17 protein-coding genes are annotated in these 21,713 nt (G+C 38.9%); 5 read left to right on the top strand and 12 right to left on the bottom strand.

Annotated features, from left to right (window positions below; translation table 11 throughout):
* Nucleotides 1-63: 63 nt before the first annotated feature.
* From prfA to WBF63_RS10200, 4 genes are all read right to left on the bottom strand, one after another.
* Nucleotides 64-1,152 (bottom strand): peptide chain release factor 1, encoded by a 1,089-nt coding sequence (gene prfA / locus WBF63_RS10215; RefSeq protein WP_424369618.1) that lies wholly within the window; start codon nt 1,150-1,152, stop codon nt 64-66.
* A 126-nt stretch (nt 1,153-1,278) separates the two neighbouring features.
* Nucleotides 1,279-2,175, bottom strand: coding sequence for a T9SS type A sorting domain-containing protein (locus WBF63_RS10210; protein ID WP_424369617.1), 897 nt, complete (start codon nt 2,173-2,175; stop codon nt 1,279-1,281).
* A 155-nt stretch (nt 2,176-2,330) separates the two neighbouring features.
* Nucleotides 2,331-4,517: a glutamine synthetase III gene (locus WBF63_RS10205; protein WP_424369616.1), complete on the bottom strand. Its 2,187-nt coding sequence runs from the start codon at nt 4,515-4,517 to the stop codon at nt 2,331-2,333.
* A 213-nt stretch (nt 4,518-4,730) separates the two neighbouring features.
* On the bottom strand, nt 4,731-5,138 hold the full coding sequence (locus WBF63_RS10200) for a DUF4293 domain-containing protein (RefSeq protein WP_424369615.1): 408 nt from the start codon (nt 5,136-5,138) through the stop codon (nt 4,731-4,733).
* 194 nt (nt 5,139-5,332) lie between these two features.
* Here WBF63_RS10200 and rho point away from each other — a divergent pair, with 194 nt between their 5' ends.
* Nucleotides 5,333-6,991, top strand: coding sequence for a transcription termination factor Rho (gene rho / locus WBF63_RS10195; RefSeq protein ID WP_424369614.1), 1,659 nt, complete (start codon nt 5,333-5,335; stop codon nt 6,989-6,991).
* A gap of 75 nt (nt 6,992-7,066) precedes the next feature.
* Here rho and WBF63_RS10190 read toward each other — a convergent pair whose 3' ends face one another.
* The 3 genes from WBF63_RS10190 to dnaX form a co-directional block, all read right to left on the bottom strand.
* Nucleotides 7,067-7,993: an FKBP-type peptidyl-prolyl cis-trans isomerase gene (locus WBF63_RS10190; RefSeq protein ID WP_424369613.1), complete on the bottom strand. Its 927-nt coding sequence runs from the start codon at nt 7,991-7,993 to the stop codon at nt 7,067-7,069.
* Between the two features lie 130 nt (nt 7,994-8,123).
* A complete protein-coding gene (locus WBF63_RS10185) occupies nt 8,124-8,585 on the bottom strand; it encodes a hypothetical protein (RefSeq protein WP_424369612.1) in 462 nt (153 codons plus the stop codon).
* 149 nt (nt 8,586-8,734) lie between these two features.
* On the bottom strand, nt 8,735-9,826 hold the full coding sequence (gene dnaX / locus WBF63_RS10180) for a DNA polymerase III subunit gamma/tau (RefSeq protein WP_424369611.1): 1,092 nt from the start codon (nt 9,824-9,826) through the stop codon (nt 8,735-8,737).
* 139 nt (nt 9,827-9,965) lie between these two features.
* Between dnaX and WBF63_RS10175 the strand changes: the two genes are divergently transcribed.
* The 4 genes from WBF63_RS10175 to ribB are packed head-to-tail and all read left to right on the top strand — an operon-like array spanning nt 9,966 to nt 15,580.
* Nucleotides 9,966-12,347: a DNA translocase FtsK 4TM domain-containing protein gene (locus WBF63_RS10175; protein WP_424369610.1), complete on the top strand. Its 2,382-nt coding sequence runs from the start codon at nt 9,966-9,968 to the stop codon at nt 12,345-12,347.
* 4 nt (nt 12,348-12,351) lie between these two features.
* Entirely contained in the window at nt 12,352-12,978 is a 627-nt protein-coding gene (locus WBF63_RS10170) for a LolA family protein (RefSeq protein ID WP_424369609.1), read from the top strand.
* On the top strand, nt 12,978-14,441 hold the full coding sequence (locus WBF63_RS10165) for an LptF/LptG family permease (protein ID WP_424369608.1): 1,464 nt from the start codon (nt 12,978-12,980) through the stop codon (nt 14,439-14,441). Before WBF63_RS10170 ends, WBF63_RS10165 begins: the two co-directional genes overlap by 1 nt.
* Entirely contained in the window at nt 14,441-15,580 is a 1,140-nt protein-coding gene (ribB, locus tag WBF63_RS10160) for a 3,4-dihydroxy-2-butanone-4-phosphate synthase (RefSeq protein WP_424369607.1), read from the top strand. Before WBF63_RS10165 ends, ribB begins: the two co-directional genes overlap by 1 nt.
* Before the next feature lie 137 nt (nt 15,581-15,717).
* Here ribB and WBF63_RS10155 read toward each other — a convergent pair whose 3' ends face one another.
* The 5 genes from WBF63_RS10155 to gldK all read right to left on the bottom strand — a co-directional run bounded on the left by WBF63_RS10155 (nt 15,718) and on the right by gldK (nt 21,657).
* A complete protein-coding gene (locus tag WBF63_RS10155) occupies nt 15,718-16,794 on the bottom strand; it encodes a PA0069 family radical SAM protein (RefSeq protein ID WP_424369606.1) in 1,077 nt (358 codons plus the stop codon).
* A gap of 160 nt (nt 16,795-16,954) precedes the next feature.
* On the bottom strand, nt 16,955-17,827 hold the full coding sequence (gene gldN, locus WBF63_RS10150; RefSeq protein ID WP_424369605.1) for a gliding motility protein GldN: 873 nt from the start codon (nt 17,825-17,827) through the stop codon (nt 16,955-16,957).
* 49 nt (nt 17,828-17,876) lie between these two features.
* Complete coding sequence (gldM, locus tag WBF63_RS10145; protein WP_424369604.1) at nt 17,877-19,406, bottom strand: gliding motility protein GldM; 1,530 nt, start codon at nt 19,404-19,406, stop codon at nt 17,877-17,879.
* A gap of 62 nt (nt 19,407-19,468) precedes the next feature.
* On the bottom strand, nt 19,469-20,143 hold the full coding sequence (gene gldL / locus WBF63_RS10140) for a gliding motility protein GldL (RefSeq protein WP_424369603.1): 675 nt from the start codon (nt 20,141-20,143) through the stop codon (nt 19,469-19,471).
* Nucleotides 20,144-20,208: 65 nt separating this feature from the next.
* Nucleotides 20,209-21,657 carry a gliding motility lipoprotein GldK gene (gene gldK, locus WBF63_RS10135; RefSeq protein WP_424369602.1) on the bottom strand — a complete coding sequence of 483 codons (1,449 nt, stop codon included), beginning with the start codon at nt 21,655-21,657 and terminating at the stop codon, nt 20,209-20,211.
* Nucleotides 21,658-21,713 lie beyond the last annotated feature (56 nt).

The following is a 21,713-nucleotide window of genomic DNA, read 5'->3' as shown; positions in this document are numbered from 1 at the left end:
CCCTAAATTTAAGAAATATTTGATTTCTAAAAGTAAGATTGGGAAATTTTATCCCGCAATTGGCTAAATCTCCTCTGCTCCTTTCAGCTTCTCAGCGTTTTCTGCCAATTTGAGTGCGTCAATCATTTCCTGAATATCGCCGTTCATGAAGTTGTCAAGATTATAAATCGATTTATTGATACGGTGATCGGTTACCCTTCCCTGCGGATAATTATAGGTACGAATTTTGGCCGAACGATCCCCGGTTGAAACCAGCGATTTACGTTGCGCAGAACGTTCTGCGTGTTTTTTTTCGTATTCGATTTCGTATAATTTAGTCCGAAGTAATTGCAAAGCCCTTTCACGGTTTGCGTGCTGAGAACGTGCTTCCTGACAGACAATCACAATTCCGGATGGTTTGTGAGTAAGCTGAACTTTGGTTTCGACTTTGTTTACGTTTTGTCCTCCTGCTCCGCTCGAACGCGCTGTTTGATACTCCAGATCAGCCGGATTTATTTCAACATCCACTTCTTCTGCTTCGGGCAAAACTGCCACAGTGATAGCGGAAGTATGAACGCGTCCTTGTGATTCCGTTTCCGGCACACGCTGCACCCGATGCACGCCACTTTCATATTTCATGGTGCCAAAAACGGCATTTCCCTGAACTTCCATGATGAGCTCTTTGAAGCCTTTTACCGATCCTTCGTTTGAATTCAGCACTTCATAACGCCAACCCTTTTCTTTGAAATACATGGTGTACATACGGAAAACGTCTTCCACAAAAATGGCCGCTTCATCTCCTCCGGTTCCGGCACGTAGTTCCACGATTATATTTTTCTCGTCTTCGGGGTCTTTTGGAATCAGCATGAATTTCACTTCTTCCTCGATTTCAGGAATTTTATGAATGGCTTCGTCTTTTTCCAATTTGGCCAATTCTACCATTTCGCCGTCACTTCCGTCTGAAATAATTTCGTCTGCTTCAGAAATTACGTTGAGCAGGGATTCATATTCCTGTTGTTTGGCGACGATGTCTTTTAAATCAGAATATTCTTTGTTCAGTTTGGCGTAGCGTGATTGGTCTGAAATCACATCGGGCTGGATGATGAGATCTGAAACTTCGTCAAATCTTTGTTTGATTGCTCTTAATTTTTCCAATAAACTACTGTCTGCCATTTTCTGATTTTTGGACTGCAAAGATAAATTTAGAATTTAGAAATAGGAAATCGTGGGATATAAAATGAGGAAAATAAAAAAACCGCAGGTTTTCACCTGCGGTTCAGAAATCAGAATTAAATCTGATTATTTTTTAACGATTTTCTTCGTTTCTGTGTTCTTACCATCTGTGATAGTAACTACGTAAACTCCTTTTGACAAGTCAGAAACATTGTAAGAATCTGCTGCTCCAAAAGTTTTAACTGTTCTTCCTGCAAGATCAGTAACAGTAACTGTTACGTTAGATGTGTTGAATTTAGAAGACAAGCTAACGTTGAAAGTGTCAACCACTGGGTTTGGATAAACTGAAGAAACATTTGCGTTTAAATCAGAGATACCTAAACCTCCTGTTGTAACTTTGAAAGTATCAATCATCAACATATAAACGTCGTTTGATACACACTGAATCGCATAACGAATTGTCTGACCTGCATATGCGTCAAGGTTTTCAGAAACTAATTCCCAGTTTTCCCATCCTGGCTGATATTGATCAATCCAAACGAAATCATCAGTTGAAGGAACGTCAGAACCTACATATACGTAAGTATTGAACATTTCAAGTCCATAAGAATCTGACATTGATTTAGCATAGAACTCCACTACGTTATCTGCAGCTCCTAAAGTAATAGGAGGTGAAATCAACCAATCATTGTTTGCACCACCACTCGAAGCCCAAGCTCCCATGTATTTATCACCTGAATGAGGATCAAAATTACGGGTTTCTCCACCGCTACCATCATCATTTGTAACTCCTGCAGTCAATGGATTGAATACCATAAATGCTTTTGGATCAAATTGGTTCGGGAATGTACCTCCTCCTCCTGAATAAGTACCTAATCCGTCAACGTCGATCAAAACCCAGTCTCCAACTCCGTCGATAATGAAATCCTCATATGATTCAAAATCGTCTTCAATCAATACTGTTTGCGCGTTTACTAACGAAAATCCGGCTACCAAAGCCAACGAAAATAGAATTTTTTTCATAATAATTTATTTAATTTATAATTCAAATTTAAGTTATTTATTTCCGAATAATCAGTTTCTATCATAATTTAACATAATTTCTGATTTATATCATATAGAATTTCCCGAAGTCAGAGTTTAAAACGACTATATCCAATCAGACTTTCCTGAGACTTTTATTTAGTAAACAATAACTCTCTGTATTTGGTAAGTGGCCAGATTTCATCATCCACCATCATCTCCAATTCATCGACATCTGCACGAATGATATCAAAATAAGGTTTAACTTTTTTGGAATAAGCTTCTGCTTTTTTGTGAGAGTCCATAATTTCATGACAGTTTTTCAATTCTGCAATCGTTTTGTCCACCGAAATTTTTATACCGGCAATTTTCTCAGAAATCATTTTGATCAAATCAATCTGTTCCTGTGCCAGGGATTTGTATTCATCTACACTGAAAATTTCTTTCAGACCGCGAACGTTCTCAATTAATTTATTCTGGTAAATAACCGCCGTGGGAATGATATGATTCCGTGCCAAATCAACCAAAACCTGCGCTTCAATATCAATCAGCGTCGAATATTTCTCAAGTTTGATTTCATTTCTCGCTTCAATTTCAACTTTACTCAAAACACTATTGTCCAAAAACAAATTCATGAATTTGGGCTCCATTTCGATTTTCAACGCTTCAGGAGTCGATTTCAGGTTTTTCAACTTTCTTTTGGCGGCTTCTTTTTCCCAGCTTTGGCTATATCCGTCACCTTCAAATAATATATTACGTGAAGTTTTGATGTAATCTCTCAAAACATTGAAGATGGCTTCGTCTTTGGTAAGACCGCTTTCAATTAATTTCTCAACTTCCGATTTGAATAATTTTAATTGGTTTGCCACCATTGTATTGATGACCATCATGGCTTCGGCACAGTTGGCCGATGAACCCACCGCCCGGAATTCAAATTTATTTCCGGTAAAAGCAAAAGGCGAAGTTCGGTTTCTATCGGTATTGTCCAATAAAATTTCAGGGATTTTCCCCACTATATTGAGCTTGAGATCGGTTTTCTCATCGGGCGTCAACCTTCCTTCGGTAACTTTTTCCAATTCATCCAAAACTCCCGATAGCTGCGAACCGATAAAAATAGAAATGATCGCTGGCGGCGCTTCATTTGCTCCTAACCGATGGTCATTACTTGCAGAAGCAATCGTACTTCTCAAAATATCGCCATAATCATGAACCGCTTTAATCGTGTTGATGAAGAATGTCAGAAACTGAAGGTTTTTCTTCGGATTTTTTCCGGGACTCAATAAATTTTCACCAGTATCTGTACTGAGCGACCAGTTATTATGTTTACCGGAACCGTTTACACCTTTAAATGGTTTTTCGTGGAGTAAAACTTTAAAATTATGTCTTCTCGCCACTCTCGCCATCAAATCCATCAGAAGTGAATTATGATCTACGGCTTGATTGGCTTCTTCAAAAATCGGCGCACATTCAAACTGATTCGGCGCCACTTCATTGTGTCTTGTTTTAATTGGAATTCCCAATTTCATACATTCTACTTCCAATTCCTGCATAAATCTTAGAATTCGCAAAGGAATTGAACCAAAATAATGATCTTCCAATTGCTGACCTTTTGCGGGAGAATGCCCCAAAAGCGTCCTTCCGGTCAGCTGCAAATCGGGACGCGTATTGAACAAAGCCGAATCCACAAGGAAATATTCCTGCTCCCAACCCAATGTAGACTGAACTTTATTTACGTTTCTGTCAAAATAACGCGCTACTTCCGTCGCCGCTTCATCTACCGCCTGAAGCGCTCTCAGCAAAGGTGTTTTATAATCCAGCGTATCGCCCGTATAGGAAATAAAAACCGAAGGAATACACAATGTCGTATCGATCACAAATGCCGCCGAAGTCGGATCCCAAGCTGTATAACCTCGGGCTTCAAACGTATTCCGGATTCCGCCGTTGGGAAAACTGGAAGCATCGGGCTCCTGCTGTACCAGCATCGAACCATTGAATTGTTCAATGGCCAGACCGCCTTCCACCGTACTGAAAAAAGCATCGTGTTTTTCTGCCGTCGTTCCCGTTAAAGGTTGAAACCAATGCGTATAGTGCGTTGCGCCTTTGGAAATTGCCCATTCCTTCATAGCCGAAGCCACCTGATCTGCAATTTCTCGGGGAATTTTCTCTCCTTTTTCCTTTGCCGCGACTATATATTTATAGGCGCTTTGGGTTAAATATTCCTTCATGGTTTCGTCAGAAAAAACATTCTGATTATACAATCGGGACAAACGTTCCGGAATTTTGACCTCCACGGGCTCTCTTCGAAAGACTTCTTTCAAAGCATTAAATCGCAATTGTGACATGGTGGTATATTTTTATTGGGTTATCGCAGCAAATTTAATAGAAAAAATGAAACACACCCTAAAAAATTTAGGGGTTAGATTAAATTTTTACAATAAATTTCAATTTCCCCTTTGTATTCAGGCAAGTCAAATTGAGAATAAAATGAAATTAAGGCACAAAAAAAGCAGCCTTATTCAAAAGGCTGCTTCGCGCTCATATAAAAAGTTGTTAAGTTACCTGAACCTGTCTACCGATTTTACAAGCTTTTCGTCTTTCTTAATAAACCGATTAGCTATGAAAAGCAGAACAATCGATACGAAAGGAACCAAAAGCCCAATGCCCTTCTCTGAGTCCGAAAACCCTCCGGGCAATGCCGATAAAACATAGGCCAGATAGCCAATTAACAAAATGTTCAAAAAAATATTTAGGCTATTTAACCGCATTTGCATCAATCTGTTTTTAAACAGAAAAATGGTCAGAAACGATAAAAGAGCCGAAACACCAAATAGCAGAAAGGTTGCCAAATTATCTTCAGGCTGCATCCACTCTCGCGCCACTTTCCACAAATCGGCTACCCAAGTGGAAATCCCCGAAACCAATGCCGCAAGAAACAAATAAATACTCTGCTTTCTTTGTATCATTTATCAAAATTCAGCTACAAAATTATAAATAATTTTTTTGTTGTGTATTAAAATTTATTCGTAACATTGCAGAGTTGTTCCTAACGACTATTCTTCACATTACATTTTATTCAATGTTTTCAACCCACAATTGTTAGGAGTAATCCTCAAACACATTCTATTCAATTTTAGCAAAAAATATTACACACATACATATGTTTGATTTAAACGAACTCAAGACCAAAAAAGTTGATGAATTACTAGAGATAGCTACCAACCTGAAAATCAAAAAAGCCAAACAACAGAAAAAAATGGATTTGATTTACAGTATCTTAGATCATCAGGCCGATAATTCTGCGCAAGAAAAAACTGAAAATGAAGCAGACGGCGAAAACAAAGCGAAACGTCCGAGAAAAAAATTCACTCCGCAGGAATCCTCTAATTCTCCAAAAGAAGTGAAACCTGAAATTGTCGAGACTCCAAAGGAAAAGGTAGAAGCCCCTAAATCGGAAAATTCTCAAAATAAACCGACTCCTAAACAGCAAAACCAACAAAATAATACTACACAACCTAATCAGGACCAATCTAATCAACCCCAACAAAATAATAACCGAACCAACAATCCGCACCACAACAAGAAAAAACAAGGCGGAAACTTCCAGCACAAAAATCAGAACTCAAATCAGAATCAGAACCAGGGAAACACCCAGACTCAAGAGACTTCTGAAAAAAATAAATACCGTGCGGCCAACTATGAATTTGAAGGAATTATAGATACGGAAGGTGTTTTGGAGATTATGCCGGATAACTACGGTTTTCTGCGTTCATCTGATTTCAATTACCTTTCTTCTCCCGATGATGTGTATGTTTCCCAATCTCAAATCCGTTTGTTCGGACTGAAAACCGGAGATACTATCACCGGAGAAGTTCGTCCACCAAAAGAGGGAGAAAAATATTTTCCGCTGATTAAAATAAAAGAAATCAACGGACGAACGCCGGATTTTGTTCGGGATCGCGTTGCTTTTGAGCACTTGACGCCTTTGTTTCCGGATGAAAAATTTATGTTGGCAGAAAACAATGCAACACTTTCTACCCGAATTCTCGATTTGTTCGCTCCCATCGGAAAAGGGCAAAGAGGGATGATCGTGGCACAACCCAAAACCGGTAAAACCGTTTTATTAAAAGAAGTTGCCAATGCCATTGCAGCCAATCACCCTGAAGCTTATCTCATCGTTTTATTGATCGACGAACGTCCTGAGGAGGTTACTGATATGAAACGAAGCGTAAACGGCGAAGTCGTGGCTTCAACTTTTGACAAAGAAGCTTCGGAACACGTAAAAGTTGCCAATCTTGTTTTGTCCAAAGCCAAACGAATGGTAGAATGCGGACACGATGTAGTGATTTTACTCGACTCGATTACACGTCTGGCAAGAGCTTACAACACGGTGGCACCAGCTTCCGGTAAAGTTTTGTCGGGTGGTGTGGACGCCAACGCACTTCATAAACCCAAAAGATTTTTTGGTGCAGCAAGAAACATCGAAAACGGTGGATCACTTACCATTCTCGCTACGGCATTGATTGATACAGGCTCCAAAATGGACGAAGTAATCTTCGAAGAATTCAAAGGAACAGGTAACATGGAATTGCAATTGGACAGAAAAATTGCCAACAAACGAATTTTCCCTGCCATCGATTTGGTTTCTTCCAGTACGCGTCGTGATGATTTACTTTTGGACGAACCAACTATGCAACGCATGTGGATTATGAGAAATCATTTGGCCGATATGAATCCGCTGGAAGCAATGGAATTCCTGATTCACCGAATCAGAGACACTCGTTCCAACGAAGAATTCCTGATTTCGATGAATAAATAATTCAAGAAATCAATACCCATAAAAAAGCCATCTCGGTTGAACCGAGATGGCTTTATTTTTATCTTAAACTGAGAATTAATTCCCTTGTTGTTGCATCATTCGTTGCAATTCCTCCATTTGTTCAGGAGAAAGCTGTGGCTGACCTTGTTGCTGTTGTTGAGCAGGCATTTCTTCTGTAGAGACCAATTCCACATCGAAAATCAAAGTTTCATTCGGACCAATTTTTCCGCTTGGGTCACCAAATTCACCATATCCTAAATTCGCAGGAATATAGAATTTATATTTAGCACCAACTTTCATCAATTGTAAGCCTTCTTTCCATCCCTGAATTACGTTGGCCAATGGGAATTTAGCAGGCTGCCCTTCTTGAGAAGCATCAAATTCTTTTCCATCAGAAGTCTGCCCTTTATAGTGAACTTCTACGATGCTGTTTTCGGTTGGCATTTCACCGGTTCCTTCTGTCACAACTTCATAAAGCAATCCGCTTTCAGTCGCTTTTACTTTGCTGTCTTTCTTTTTTGCTTCAAGGAATTCGTTTCCTTTTTTAAGGTTTTCATTCTGAAGACGCGTGATGTTATCCTGCATGTACTGACGCATGAAAGTATCGATTGAATCTTTTGCAAACAAAAGGTCTTTCTTTTTCACAACATCCATTATACCCTGAACGATGAATTTTTCATCAACAACACCTTCCAATTTCTGCATTTTCAAGAAATCGGTAATATTTTTACCAATCTGTTGACCCGTACTGTACGAATCTCTTGTTTTTTTATCTGCTTTCAAGTAATCCGTGATACCTTTTTCTAATTCTGAATAATTCAAACTGTCTGCTTTCAGAGAAGTTGAATAATTCTGAACTTGCTCACCAATGCTCAATCCATAAGCATATCCGGCTTTCTGGTCATTGTTTTCCAATTTTTTAACGTTGCCAATGCTACTTCCTGATTCGTTACAAGAAACAACAACAGCAGCCAAAATTACAGTCGTAATTATTTTTTTCATCTGTTTATTTTTATTTTGTTTTTTACTTATCAGATAGAATTCGTCAAAAAAAATTCAGTTAAAAACCTAGTTCGTTATGACTCATTTCATTCTAATTAAATTTTCGGCAAGTTTACGAAATAATTTGCTCTTATTCGTTAGAATTATAATCTAATCCCAACTCCTCTTTCATTTTCAAAAGAATCGGATTTTTTTCGGCCATTTCTTTGAAAACATCTGCTTTCGTTTTAATGTATTTCACCGTATCATCCTGAATGACTTGAACTTGGAAATCAATGGCATAATTGTTTAATTTCTCACGAAGAAACCACATCAGATTATCCTTTTCCAAATCAAATTCATTGGCAAGTGAGGCCGAACTGAATTCAAATTGAATCTTGAAATTATCCTTTAACTCCAACTTTCCTGTATGAAGCGCATTATAAGCGGGGATTTTATTTGCTTTCAGCAATTGATTGAGGAATTCTTCCCAAAGTTGCATCAATTTCTCTTGAGCAAACTCATCTTTGGGTTTGTTTTCCAGGTTTTCAATTACCGCTTTTTCTTCTTCAACTGTATTGAAAATCGTTTTCAGATTAAAGGAACGTTGCACCTGACTTTGAAGTGGTTTTTCTGCTCGCTCTATTTTTTCCGGTTCAGGAATTACCTTTGGGGTCGATGGCTTTTCCGGAATCTTTTCAGTTTTGGAAAGGTTTCCAGATTTTTTAGCAATAATTTCTTCGGCAGAAATTACCGGTGGAATTATCCTAAACTTTTTTTTTTATCGGTCTGATTTTCTGCTGTCAATGAACCGATTTGCATCAAAGCAATTTCCACTGTCAATCGTGAGTTTTTGCTTGATTTATAATTCATATCGGTCAGATTGCAGATTTCGATGGCATCTGTCAGGAATTTTATATCACAATTTTTGGCTTGCTCCAGGTATTTGGCTTTTGTTTTCTCACCGACTTCTAACAGTTCCACGGTTTGCGGAATTTTGGACACCAGCAAGTCACGGAAATGCCCGCCCAGCCCATTGATGAAAACATGTGCATCAAAACCTTTGTTTAGGATTTCGTTGAATTCCAATAAAAGTTCCGGAATCTGATTTTTCTGTGCGGCATCGGTGATTTTGAAATAATATTCATAATCCAAAACATTCAGGTTTTCCGCTACTTTTTCCAGTGTTAAATTTCCTGCGGTAAAAGTTACCATACGGTCAAAAGTGGAAAGTGCGTCGCGCAAAGCCCCGTCGGCTTTCATCGCAATCAGATGAAGTGCATCTTCTTCGTAGGTAATGTTTTCCTGCTCCGCAATTTTAATCAAATGTGCCTGAATATCCTGAATGGAAATCCGTTTGAAATCATAAATCTGGCAACGCGACAAAATCGTCGGGATGATTTTGTGTTTTTCGGTGGTTGCCAAAATGAAAATCGCGTGCGCAGGTGGTTCTTCCAAAGTTTTTAAAAAGGCGTTGAAAGCTGCGTTTGACAGCATATGCACCTCATCAATGATATATACCTTGTATTTCCCGACTTGGGGTGCAAATCGAACCTGGTCGATCAGGTTTCGTATGTCATCCACCGAATTATTGGAAGCTGCATCAAGCTCAAAAATATTAAAGGCAAAATCCTGATCTTCTTCAGAAATTCCGTTTTCTTCGTTGATTTTCCGGGCCAAAATCCGGGCACAAGTGGTTTTCCCGACTCCTCTCGGACCGCAGAAAAGCAGTGCCTGCGCCAGTTGATTGCTGGAAATAGCATGGTCAAGGGTTTCGGTAATGGCCGATTGCCCCACTACATCTTCAAACTGTAGCGGACGGTATTTTCTGGCGGAAACAACGAAATTTTGCATAAGGATTACAAAGTTAATCGAATATTTGAGAATCAAAATTAAGTTTTAGCATTTTCTGTTTGCTAAAATTCGGTTTTCAAAAATGCTGAACTCCCACAAAATTTCCTATTTTTGTGAGTTGAAAATCTTTAAACACAGAATGGACGAGCCAACGTTGATTTCCAAAAATAATTCCCGCAAAAACGTATTGAAAACAATATTGGGTGTGCTGCTGATTGCCATCGGCTTATTTCTACTCATATCCTTTATTTCCTATTTATTTAATTACGAAAACGATCAAAGTCAGTTGAGCAACTTTTGGAGTCGCGAGATTGTAGCTGAAAATGTAATGGGGAAAATCGGTGCATACCTGGGCGAATTGTTCATCTACCATGGAATCGGAATTACATCCTTTTTCCTTCCGATTTTTTTCATTCTGATTGGCATCAAAATCCTGTTTCGTTTCAAACAAATCAAGCCATTTAAACTTTTATACAATTGTATATTTTTCCTGATCTGGCTTCCGATTGCTTTAGGTTTTATTTTCCAAAAAGGAATTCTGCACGGTGTGATGGGTTTTGAAGTCAATGATTTTCTGAATATGCTCATTGGAAAAATCGGAACGGGAATCGCCATTTTTGTCAGCCTGATTTTATATTTGGTTGTGAACTGGCGTATTACGCCCGATAAAATTTCGTCCACATTGGAACGAAAATCAAAAGGACTCGACAAAGATGTGGTGGAAGATGACGAATTTGAAATCCGTGAAGATGATCCATTCCTTGATGTGCACGAACCGGAAATCGTAAAAACTGTTCAGGAAAAGAGGATTGAAGAACTGAATGAAGAAGATTTCAAACCGGTTATGAAAACAGGTTCAGAACCCAAACAAACAACGGAAATTAAGCCGGAACCGGTTCCCGAAATCATTCCGCCAAAAGATGATAATGATGTGGCGCTTACGATAGAAAAAGCCCACGAAGAAGATACAGTCGATAAAATCGCTTCAGATCTTGTCGAAAAACATGGCGAATATGACCACAGACTGGAACTTCCCAAATATAAATTCCCGACGCTTGATTTATTGCGGAAATACGAAACCGGCGACAACGTGACGGTAAATCAGCAGGAACTGGAACAAAACAAAAACCGGATTGTGGAAACCCTTGCCAATTACGGAATCGGGATTTCGCAAATCAAGGCAACCATTGGTCCGACGGTTACTTTATACGAAATCGTTCCGGAAGCCGGAGTTAGAATTTCGAAGATTAAAAATCTGGAAGATGATATCGCTTTAAGTTTGAGCGCACTCGGAATCCGAATCATCGCACCAATTCCGGGTAAAGGAACCATTGGAATTGAGGTTCCAAACAGCAGCCCAACCATGGTTTCCATGCGTTCGGTAATTGCTTCGAGCAAATTCCAACAAGCCAAAATGGATTTACCGATTGCATTTGGAAAAACTATCGAAAACGAAACTTTTGTAGCCGATTTGGCCAAAATGCCGCACTTATTGATGGCCGGAGCCACCGGACAAGGAAAATCAGTTGGGTTGAATGCGATCATCGCTTCCCTTTTGTACAAAAAACATCCGACCGAATTAAAGTTTGTGATGGTCGATCCGAAAAAGGTAGAATTAACGCTTTATTCCAAAATCGAACGGCATTATTTAGCCAAACTTCCTGATAGTGAGGATGCGATTATTACCGACAACACCAAGGTTATTCATACTTTGAATTCGCTTTGTATTGAAATGGACGAACGCTACGAATTATTGAAAAATGCTTACGTCCGAAATCTGAAAGAATACAACGAAAAATTTAAAAATCGCAAATTAAATCCGGAACACGGACATAGATTTTTGCCGTACATTGTGTTAATCGTGGATGAATTTGCCGATTTGATTATGACCGCCGGAAAAGAAGTGGAAACCCCGATTGCCCGTTTGGCACAATTAGCGAGAGCGGTGGGCATTCATTTGATCATTGCTACGCAAAGGCCGTCTGTAAATGTAATCACAGGTATTATCAAGGCGAATTTCCCTGCGAGAGTCGCTTTCCGAGTTACTTCAAAAATTGATTCAAGAACGATTTTGGATTCGGCGGGTGCCGATCAATTAATCGGAAAAGGAGATATGCTTTTCACCACCGGAAATGAATTAGTTCGATTGCAATGTGCTTTTGTGGATACACCCGAAGTCGATGATATCACCGAATACATCGGTTCACAAGCTGGTTTCGCAGATGCTTTCTTACTACCGGAATATGTGGGCGAAGACGGAGGCGGTCTTATGGATGTGGATTTGAGCGAACGCGATAGTCTGTTTGATGATGCCGCGCGCGTAATTGTGATGGCGCAACAAGGTTCTGCTTCCCTTTTACAGCGAAAGTTAAAACTTGGATACAACCGTGCCGGAAGATTGATTGACCAATTGGAAGCTGCAGGAATTGTGGGTCCATTTGAAGGCAGTAAAGCCCGTCAGGTATTGATTCAGGATGAGATGAGTTTGGAACAGTTGTTGAATAATCTGAACCAAAATTAATTGGATGAAAAAATTTGTATTTTCAATTCTGGCTTCAATGCTTGCATTTGGTTTTCTGAATGCTCAGACTGCTCAACAATGGATGGACAAAGTCAGTGAAAATTATCAGAAAATCCCGACTTATTACATCAAATTTGAACTAAAAGAAAGCGGAGCTCAAAAAGCACATACAGGCGAATTATTTGCTGCCAAAGAAAGATACAGTCTGGATGTGATGGACATCAAACAGATGTACGACGGCAAAATGCTTTACACCGTTTCAAAAGAAGACAAAGAAGTAACCGTTTCTACTCCGGAGCCGGACAGTGATGATTTGCTGACACCGACTAAAATCCTGAAAATGTATAAATCAGGGTTTCAGTTGAGTTTGGGAAAAACTGAAACGATTGCCGGAGAAAAAATTCAATTTATAAAACTGATTCCTACTACAAATTCCGAAGTTGAATCTATTTTGGTAGGTGTAAATGTGAAAAATAATACACTTCAACAATACAAGGAATTTTACAGAAACGGGAATTCAAGGTTTATCACTGTAAAAGAATACCTTGAAAATTTAATTATTCCGCGTGCTTTGTTTAAATTTGACCAGTCAAAATATGAAAAAGACGGCTACATAGTAACCTCTATCTAATGTTCAGAAAGCTTGATTGGTACACCGTTAAAACATTTTTAGGCCCTTTTTTCTTTATTTTCAGTATACTTTTTTTCATTTTCATTGTTCAGTTTGCCTGGCAGGAAATGGAAAAATTTGCAGGTAAAGGATTAAGTTGGCTTACCATTGGCGAATTATTGCTCTATCTGGGAATCAACGTCATCCAGCTTGTACTCCCGCTTTCTATACTTTTGGGTTCCATTATGACCTTTGGCGGATTTGGTGAACGCTATGAACTGGCTGCCATGAAAGCTTCCGGAATTTCACTTGCTCGAATTCTTTTGCCGATGTTTACAGTTGTTTCTGTGCTATCCATCGGATTGTATTTTTTTGGTGATCATGTTATGCCTTATTCACAGCGAAAAGCAAAAAATCTGGCTTACAACATTGTACAAGCAAATCCCACATTGCAATTAGTAGAAGGTGTTTTTATAGAAAATATTCCGGGATTCAGTATGAAAATCAGTGAGGTTTCGGGTGAAGAAAAAGATCAGTTGCAGGATGTTTTTATTTTTCAGGACGGAAAATATGATGAGGACAAACGAACCATTATCGCAACTCATGGTACGCTTAACCGGGATGTGGATGACATCAGACTTCTGAAAATGGTCTTGTTTGACGGAACAATTTATGTGGATCAGATCAAAGGAAAATCTGGGCAGGAAAGAAAAAATCAACCCAATCAGACTATCCTGTTTGATACACTTACGCAATACATTGATATTTCTGAAATCATGCAGAAAGCGATGGACGAAGAGAACATTCAGGATCATTATAAATTCTTAAATTCAAAAGATTTAAAACAAAGAATCGATTCCATGCAAATCGATTATGAAAAATATTACGATCAGATTTACAGTTCAGGTTTAACCAAAAATGTTTATGGTTCACTTGGAATGGATTCTATAAATATTTCGGAGAAAGATAAACTCCCGAAATCAATGGAAGATATTTCTCAGGCAAAACAAACTCAGATTCTGAAAGAGGCCCTTGAATTCGTAGATCGGGAAATTACCAACTACCGTTATCAGGGCGATGAAATCACCGGAAAAGTTAAATTACAAGCCAAACAAAAACTACACTATCACAGAAATTATTCGTATGCATTTACTTGTATTGTTTTCTTTTTGATTGGCGCGCCGCTGGGAGCCATTGTAAAGAAAGGAGGAATCGGGATGCCTGTGGTAATTTCGATTGTGATTTTTGTACTTTATTACATCATCAATTTTTCTTCTGAAAATATGACCAAAAATGGCATTTTACACCCTACATTTGCAGCATGGTCGGCCAATCTGATATTTTTCCCAATTGCGTTGGTTTTGTTTTACAAAGCTAATAATGATTCAGGATTGTTTAATGTTGGGAATTATCTGGATCCGATTGTGAAATACTTTTCAAAATTCCGAAAACAAAAAAACACAGAACATACCCGTTATCAATAATGGAAACAATAACAGACAAAATTCAACTCAATACCATTTCTGAAGCGCTGGAAGATCTTCGCAGTGGAAAAGTCATCATCGTTGTGGATGATGAAGACCGTGAAAATGAAGGAGATTTCATTGCCGCAGCAGAATCTGTTACACCCGAAATGATCAATTTCATGGCGAAATATGGTCGCGGACTGATTTGTGCACCTCTTACCATTGAACGTTGCAAAGAACTCGATTTGCAGCTTATGGTCACACATAATACCGTTTTGCACGAAACACAGTTTACGGTTTCTGTTGACTTCAAAGGCAAAGGAAACACAACCGGAATTTCAGTTCAGGACAGGGCTAATACAATTGAAGCTCTGATTGACCCCAATACGAAACCGGAAGATTTAGGTCGTCCCGGACACATTTTTCCTCTTCAGGCCAAAAATGGCGGCGTTTTGAGAAGAGCCGGACATACCGAAGCTGCAGTTGATTTGGCACGACTGGCGGGCTTTCAGCCAGCGGGAATTCTGGTTGAAATACTTAACGAAGACGGAAGTATGGCGCGCTTGCCTCAGCTTGTCAAAATTGCAGAAAAATTTGATATGAAAATCATTTCCATTCAGGATTTGATTGCTTATAGACTGCAATATGATTCACTTATCGAACGGATTGATGAATTCCCGGTAAAAACTGTTTATGGTGAATTTCAGTTGATTTCTTACAAACAAACGACCAATAATCAGATTCATTTCGTATTGAAAAAAGGCGAATGGACAGAAAATGAAACCGTTCCACTTCGTGTGATTTCTTCCAATAGTTATTACGATTTATTTTCGGCTTTGGAATTTGGAGAAACGCCTCAATTGCAGGTTACAAGCGACATCATCAATCAATTTGGAAAAGGTGCAATGATTTTTATCAATAACGTTTCTGACTCTGATTTGCTGTTGAGCAAAATGAAACAATTCCAACAATTTGTGGAAGGAAAATCTGAAATCGGTATCATTCCAAACGATATGAAAGATTATGGAATCGGAGCGCAAATCATTCAGGATTTAGGAATTCAGAAAGTAAATCTTATTACAAGACAACCAAAAGGCAAACAACAAACCGTTGGCGGATTTGACATTGAAATAGTGGATTATACTCAGATTCGATAAATTTTTCACCATTAAGAATTATACATTCCAGAAATTAAAATTAAGATTGGTTAAGAAATCATAAATGATTTAAATCCGCTACTAAGTTTTTTATTTTCTAAAACTGTCTTGCTTAATTGTTTTTACTTCGAATAAATTTAAAACAAAGATAATTGTTCACCTCTTTTCCCATTGAACAAATGAGTAGCAAGCGGTTTCCGGGCCTCTTTATGACTGAAATATTTTTGTCTCCCGATTTTGAATGACTGATGAATCATATCTGCTATGTTTCCTACGCCCACATATCTTTTGATTGCAAGTCGTTCATTTAATTTACCATTGTGAATCGAGCGAATTTGGTTCAGGATTTTATCTTTTCTGTCGGGAAAGTGTTGTTCCAACCAATCGATAAATACCGGCTCGACGGTATCATTTAGCCTTACCAAAGTATAGCCGAAATCTACTGCTCCCTTTTCCGAAACGGTTTTCAGGTTGTTTAGAATTTCGTCACTGTTCAGTCCGGGAATAATCGGAGCCACCATTGCAATGACGGGAATTCCATTTTTGGATAAAGTTTCAATGGCGTTTAATTTATTGGAAATCGTTGAAGTCCTCGGTTCTAATTTTCTTCTTAAATCCTCATTGATTGTTGGGATACTGATGGCTATATTGACCAAATTACGTTCGGCGAGTTTCGTCAGTATATCAAGATCGCGAAGTACGAGTGCATTTTTGGTAATAATTCCTACGGGATGTCTGTAATCAAGGCAAATTCGTAAAATTTGGCGGGTGATTTCGAGCTTGCGTTCGATTGGCTGATAGCAATCTGTATTGCCCGAAAGCATAAACTGATGAGCCTGATAACCTCTTTTTTGAAATAATTTCTCCAAAAGTTCCGGTGCGTTTTTCTTTACCATGATTTTTCTTTCGAAATCTACTCCGGCACTGTAACCCCAATATTCATGTGTCGGCCGGGCATAACAATAAGCACAGCCATGTTCACAACCCTGATAAGGATTCATGGAAAATTCGAGCGGCATTCCTTTTCGTTTAACATCATTCATGATGGTTTTGGGAAAGACTTCAATATATTCTGATTTGGCTACGAATTCTTCCGGTTCGCCATGCTCATTCAGGCAAGCATCATCATAAATCGTTCTTTCATAAAGGTGTCGTTCAAAATGATTATTTACATTCTGCACGGCTCCTTGACCTTTTGTTGCTTTGCTGTTCATTTTATAAAATTACAAATTCAGAAAGTCAGAATATGTCATTGTTGATAAAAATGCATGTCGACAAGCTCGGTGTGACAAAAACTTGTTTATGAATTTTGAGAATAAAAAAATCCGTCTCGGCTTAACCGGACGGATTTTTATGATAAATTCTAATTGAATCTTAATAATTCCACATATCGGCTTCTGATTGCAGAATACTTTCTCTGATGCGATCGCTTTCTTCCAGCTGACCTTTTGCATTTTTAGGAATGTAATCTTCAATCGGCGTGATACCGTACATGGTTTGTGCCTTGTAAATGACAGAGGAAAATCTTCTGGCGTTCAGCAAATCATCAAAAGTAATACTTGATGAAGAGTTGTTGGGATTGAACACCGTATAGTTGTTCAGCACAGTACGTGCGTCTGGATACCAGATCCAGAACATTTCCACAAAAACTCCGTCGTCAAATTCGGTACCGATTGTCTGTGCATCGGGTCCCATGATACACAATCCCAAAAGACGGTATTTCATTTCACCCAAACGACGATCTATGTACCACATACCTTTGATTTTGATCATCTCAATATCGCTGGAGTCCATTTCGAACTTAAAGATTGCTGCAGGATCCGGTTCTTCACCTGCTTCAATCATATCAAAATAGTATTGATTGGTATCGATTCGATTTGTACGGTCAACGATCTGCTCGTAAGTCATTTTATTGGTAAAATACTCATCATCATAAACCTGTGCGATTTTCCCGGACTCTACTCCGTCAACCAGAGCATCAAATAAAGAAGCTGACTCAGTAATCAATCCGTCAGAGGCACGGTAATAGGGTTGATTTAAACGTTCATTCAAATCAATTACTTCCCACACCACTTTTGACCAAATGATGTCTTTGTCTTCAATGAATCCGTACGCCATAGGTTCTGCAACCGTACTGATTGTATCTCCTGCTTCGGTAACAGCTGTCTTGTTTGCTCTCTGCTCTCTAAGTTCTTCTGGTGAGACTGTGTTTAAAACGTTCTGAGCAAAACCCAGTGTCGTTACCATACTCATTATTCCGAAAAAAAGACATTTCATGATGAAAATATTTATTTAATTATCTTACTTCAATTGTAATTGGTGATGCTTCACCTGTAATTCCTGTTGAGCTCTTGTACTTAATATCAAATACAAATACAGCATCTCCTTTTTTAGCTTTGCTCGCAGCAGCTCCAATGGTCGTACCGTTTACAGAAGTAGTCGGTTGTCCCGGAACTTTCACTTTAAATGAAGTTACGGTAGCTGACATTTCAAACAAGAAGTCTGGCCAGTCAACACGTACTGTTTGCGCAGCAATACCGTTTGCAGGAACTGTAATATGTGTTTTCCCTAAGATCACACCACGTGCAGGTGGAACAGGCTTGATTCTGAATTCCTGAGTTCCTGAAACGCTTTTTCCTGTGGAAGTTGTCGCAGAAGCTGTGAATGTTACAGTATTTCCTGTACCAGGTCTGAATACATATTTACCGTTAGAACCGCTCAAGTTTCCAGAAGAAGCTCTCAAACTGATTGGTCCGTCTGCTCCGTTTACAGTAGCTGAAATCGGATTGTCCAATCCTCGGTACACAACGTTCATCTTATCCGCTGAAATAACAGCTCCGGATGGTGGTTGCATTAAAGTTTCTGCAATTACCTCATACTCGTGTGTAAATGGAATCGGTTCGATGAATTCACCGGTATGATCTTTATAAGTCATAGTTCCGGAAATTGTTTTCTTACCTGATCCTGAAGTGTTCAATGCAATTGTTGCCTTACCGTTTACCAATGGAATTTCTTGTCCTCCCACAGTAATTTTACCTTGTAATGTGTTGTCAAATGCACCAAAAGCGATGTTTGCATCAGCTGGTTTTCCTGAAAGAACAAGTGGCGAAGCCATAACGATTGGTTCGAATGCTTTCAACTCAATTTCTTCTTCCAATTTGTTTGACAATAAAGCTCTCACCAAGTTTCCTTCCTCTGTACGGATGTCAGACTGGATTTTTGTTAAGTTCGCAAGACCGGCAACCATTGGCTGATCGTAGAACATTCTTTGAATCCAAGTTCTTCTTTGTCTGTCTTCTGTAGAAAAAAGTTTATTGATACGCTCAGCATCCTTTGAACCAGCCGGATAAGCAGCTGCCATAAAAGTTCTGTAATCATCTACTGATTTCTGTAAATCAGTAGCCGTTTCAGTTGGTCCTCCGCTCGCAAACATACGTTTCGTGATAGCGTCTGTGTTGGACAAAGATGAATAATTTGTTTCTTTTTCTTCTTCAGAATAGATATCAGGTAAGGCATAGTTCAGTTCCTGCATTAAATTTACCTTTAATGATTCGATGAAATTATATACTTTATCTGATTCTGCTTTCACTTGATTTGCTCTTTGCTGAATAGCTTGATAGTCTGTGTCACTATCGGCTTTTAAATCAATTTGACCATAAAAAGTGTTATTGTTTTCTGCCGTTAATTTAGATGATTCATCTAAGGTTACGGTTATTCCTTCAAAAGATCTCAATACTTGACGGTCTACCTGCATTGCCATCATTGCAATGAAGACCAGATACATCAAGTTGATCATCTTCTGACGTGGTGTCTGTTTACCTGCCATTTTTATTTAATAAGTAGAATGTTAAACATTAAGTTAATTTTTTAGTTAATACAAATTTGTAATTAACTTCCTTTCATTGCAGACAACATACCACCGTAAACTTTGTTCAGGCTGTTGATGCTCTGTGTCAATGACTCCAATTCTTGCTGGAATTTCTGAGAACCTCCTGCAGAAGCCTCCATCTCAGTAATGAATTGTTTGTTTAACTCTACTTGTTTCTGACCACTTTCCAACTGAACCTGGTAAAGTGCGTTCAAAGACTCCATGTGATTTGCAGCCAAAGCTAACTGATCACCATATTGTTGTGTTGCAGCAGCGGCGCTGGTTGTTTTATTGATTTCATTAACTGCAGATCCGAAGTTCTCAATTCCGGAGCGCAATCTTTCCATCAAGGAAACATCCAATTTCGCTTCATTCAACATTTTATCTAATTTTTGAGAAAGAGACATATTGTCTGATTCATCAACAATTTTTTGAGCTTTTTTTGCAACTGGCGCCCCATTAGCCAATTCCGGATAAACTTGTTCCCATTCATACTCCCCTTTTGGTTTGTCAAATGCGAAAATCGTAAATACGATTACCTCCATACCCATACCAATCAAAAGGATAGTTGACCCATCCAATGGTCCCAATGAATAGTGGTTAATTTTACAAAGCGCTCCCAAAATTACAATCGCCGCCCCAATACTATAAAAGAAGTTTAGTCTAACGTCCTTTTTGCTTGCTTGTACTGCCATAATTTAAATTGAATTTGTGTTAATTAATAAGTGAATTTGTTTTGATTGTTTTATTTATAATTTAATTATCTTTTCTTTCTGAATTTGATTTTTGACCCTTCAGGGAATGACTGAACTGTTCTAAATCCGATGTAACTTCTTGCAGAGTCTGAATGTTCCCAATCGCGTGCACTTACCATCAGTAAATACCCGATGTCTTTCCAGGAACCTCCTCTCACCGCTTTGTTTTCGCTTCTGTCTCGTGCCATGGTCGGGTTTAGGGTAGAAGTCATTTGGTAAAAAGCTTTGTCGTAAGCTGAACTTGTCCATTCAGCAACGTTTCCGGCCATATCGTACAATCCATATCCGTTTGCATGGAAAGTTTTTACAGGAGCCGTGTACATGTACCCTTTCCCTTCTTCTTCCACATAATCACCTCTTTTAGGCTTGAAATTCGCTAAATAACATCCTCTGTCATCTACAAGATAAGGACCGCCCCAAGGATATGGTGCATCTTGCAATCCGCCTCTCGCCGCATATTCCCACTCTATTTCTGTAGGTAAACGGTAATCTATGACCTTGGTAGAAGTACCTCTTCTTTTCTTTTTGGATGCCAGAAAATCGTTTTGCTTTTTGGTTTTGAATGCACAGAAAGCCATTGCCTGATCCCAATTTACACCTACTACCGGATAATCAGAATAAGCTTCATGCCAGAAATAGTTTTCATGCATCGGGTCATTATGTGAATAGTTAAAATCACGTACCCAAACCGTTGTATCAGGATAGACAGATACTTCTTCTTCATGACGGAAATCAATTCGGAAAGAATCGCTGTCTTGTCCTTCCCTGGCCGCTCCTTCTTGGTCAACCCATACATATTTGAAACGCAGTTTTCTTACATCAATAAGTCTTTCGTTGTTGAATCTTTCTTCCGGCGGATAATATAATTGGTCAATGGTTGCTGCATAGTCAACGTCCGGATACTCATATTTGTTCCACATAAGCTCCTGATTCCAATTCAGCTTTCTTTGATCAATAGGAAGACCACCGTCTCTACCGGTTGAATTTTGCTCTACATACTCATCCCAAGCTGTCTTATCACCATCTTCAGACCCTGAAATATACCGATAAGCAGCAATTCCAGTTGCGTCTGCAGAACCCGCATTTGTAGGGTCAAATCCCAGTTCAGCAGCTTTTTCAGCCAGCATAGTACGAGCAATAGAATCGCGTACATAATTTACAAACACTCGGTATTCAGAATTTGTTGTTTCAGTATCATCCATATAGAAACCTGAAACAGAAACAGTTCTTACCGGTGCATAATTGTCAAATGTAAAGTCATAGTCTGTTTGTCCCAACACAAAAGACCCACTTGGAATCGGCACCATCCCTTTCGGGCGTTGCGGCGTCCAAGATGACGATTTAGTTCCTACAATCTGACCATCATCCTTACCTCCGTTTCTTCCCTTTTTCAACATATTACAGGAAGAGAGTGTAAAAGACAAAATGATAGCTGCTACCAATGCTTTATTCATCCTCATTTTTTTTAAGCGTGTAAATCTATTATAATTTTACGATTCTCCAAAATTAT

Origin of the sequence: Moheibacter sp., from assembly GCF_049672845.1 — a bacterium.
GTDB lineage: Bacteria > Bacteroidota > Bacteroidia > Flavobacteriales > Weeksellaceae > Moheibacter.
Note: the sequence above shows the minus strand (reverse complement) of the source record. Positions and strands in the feature narration are given on the sequence as shown.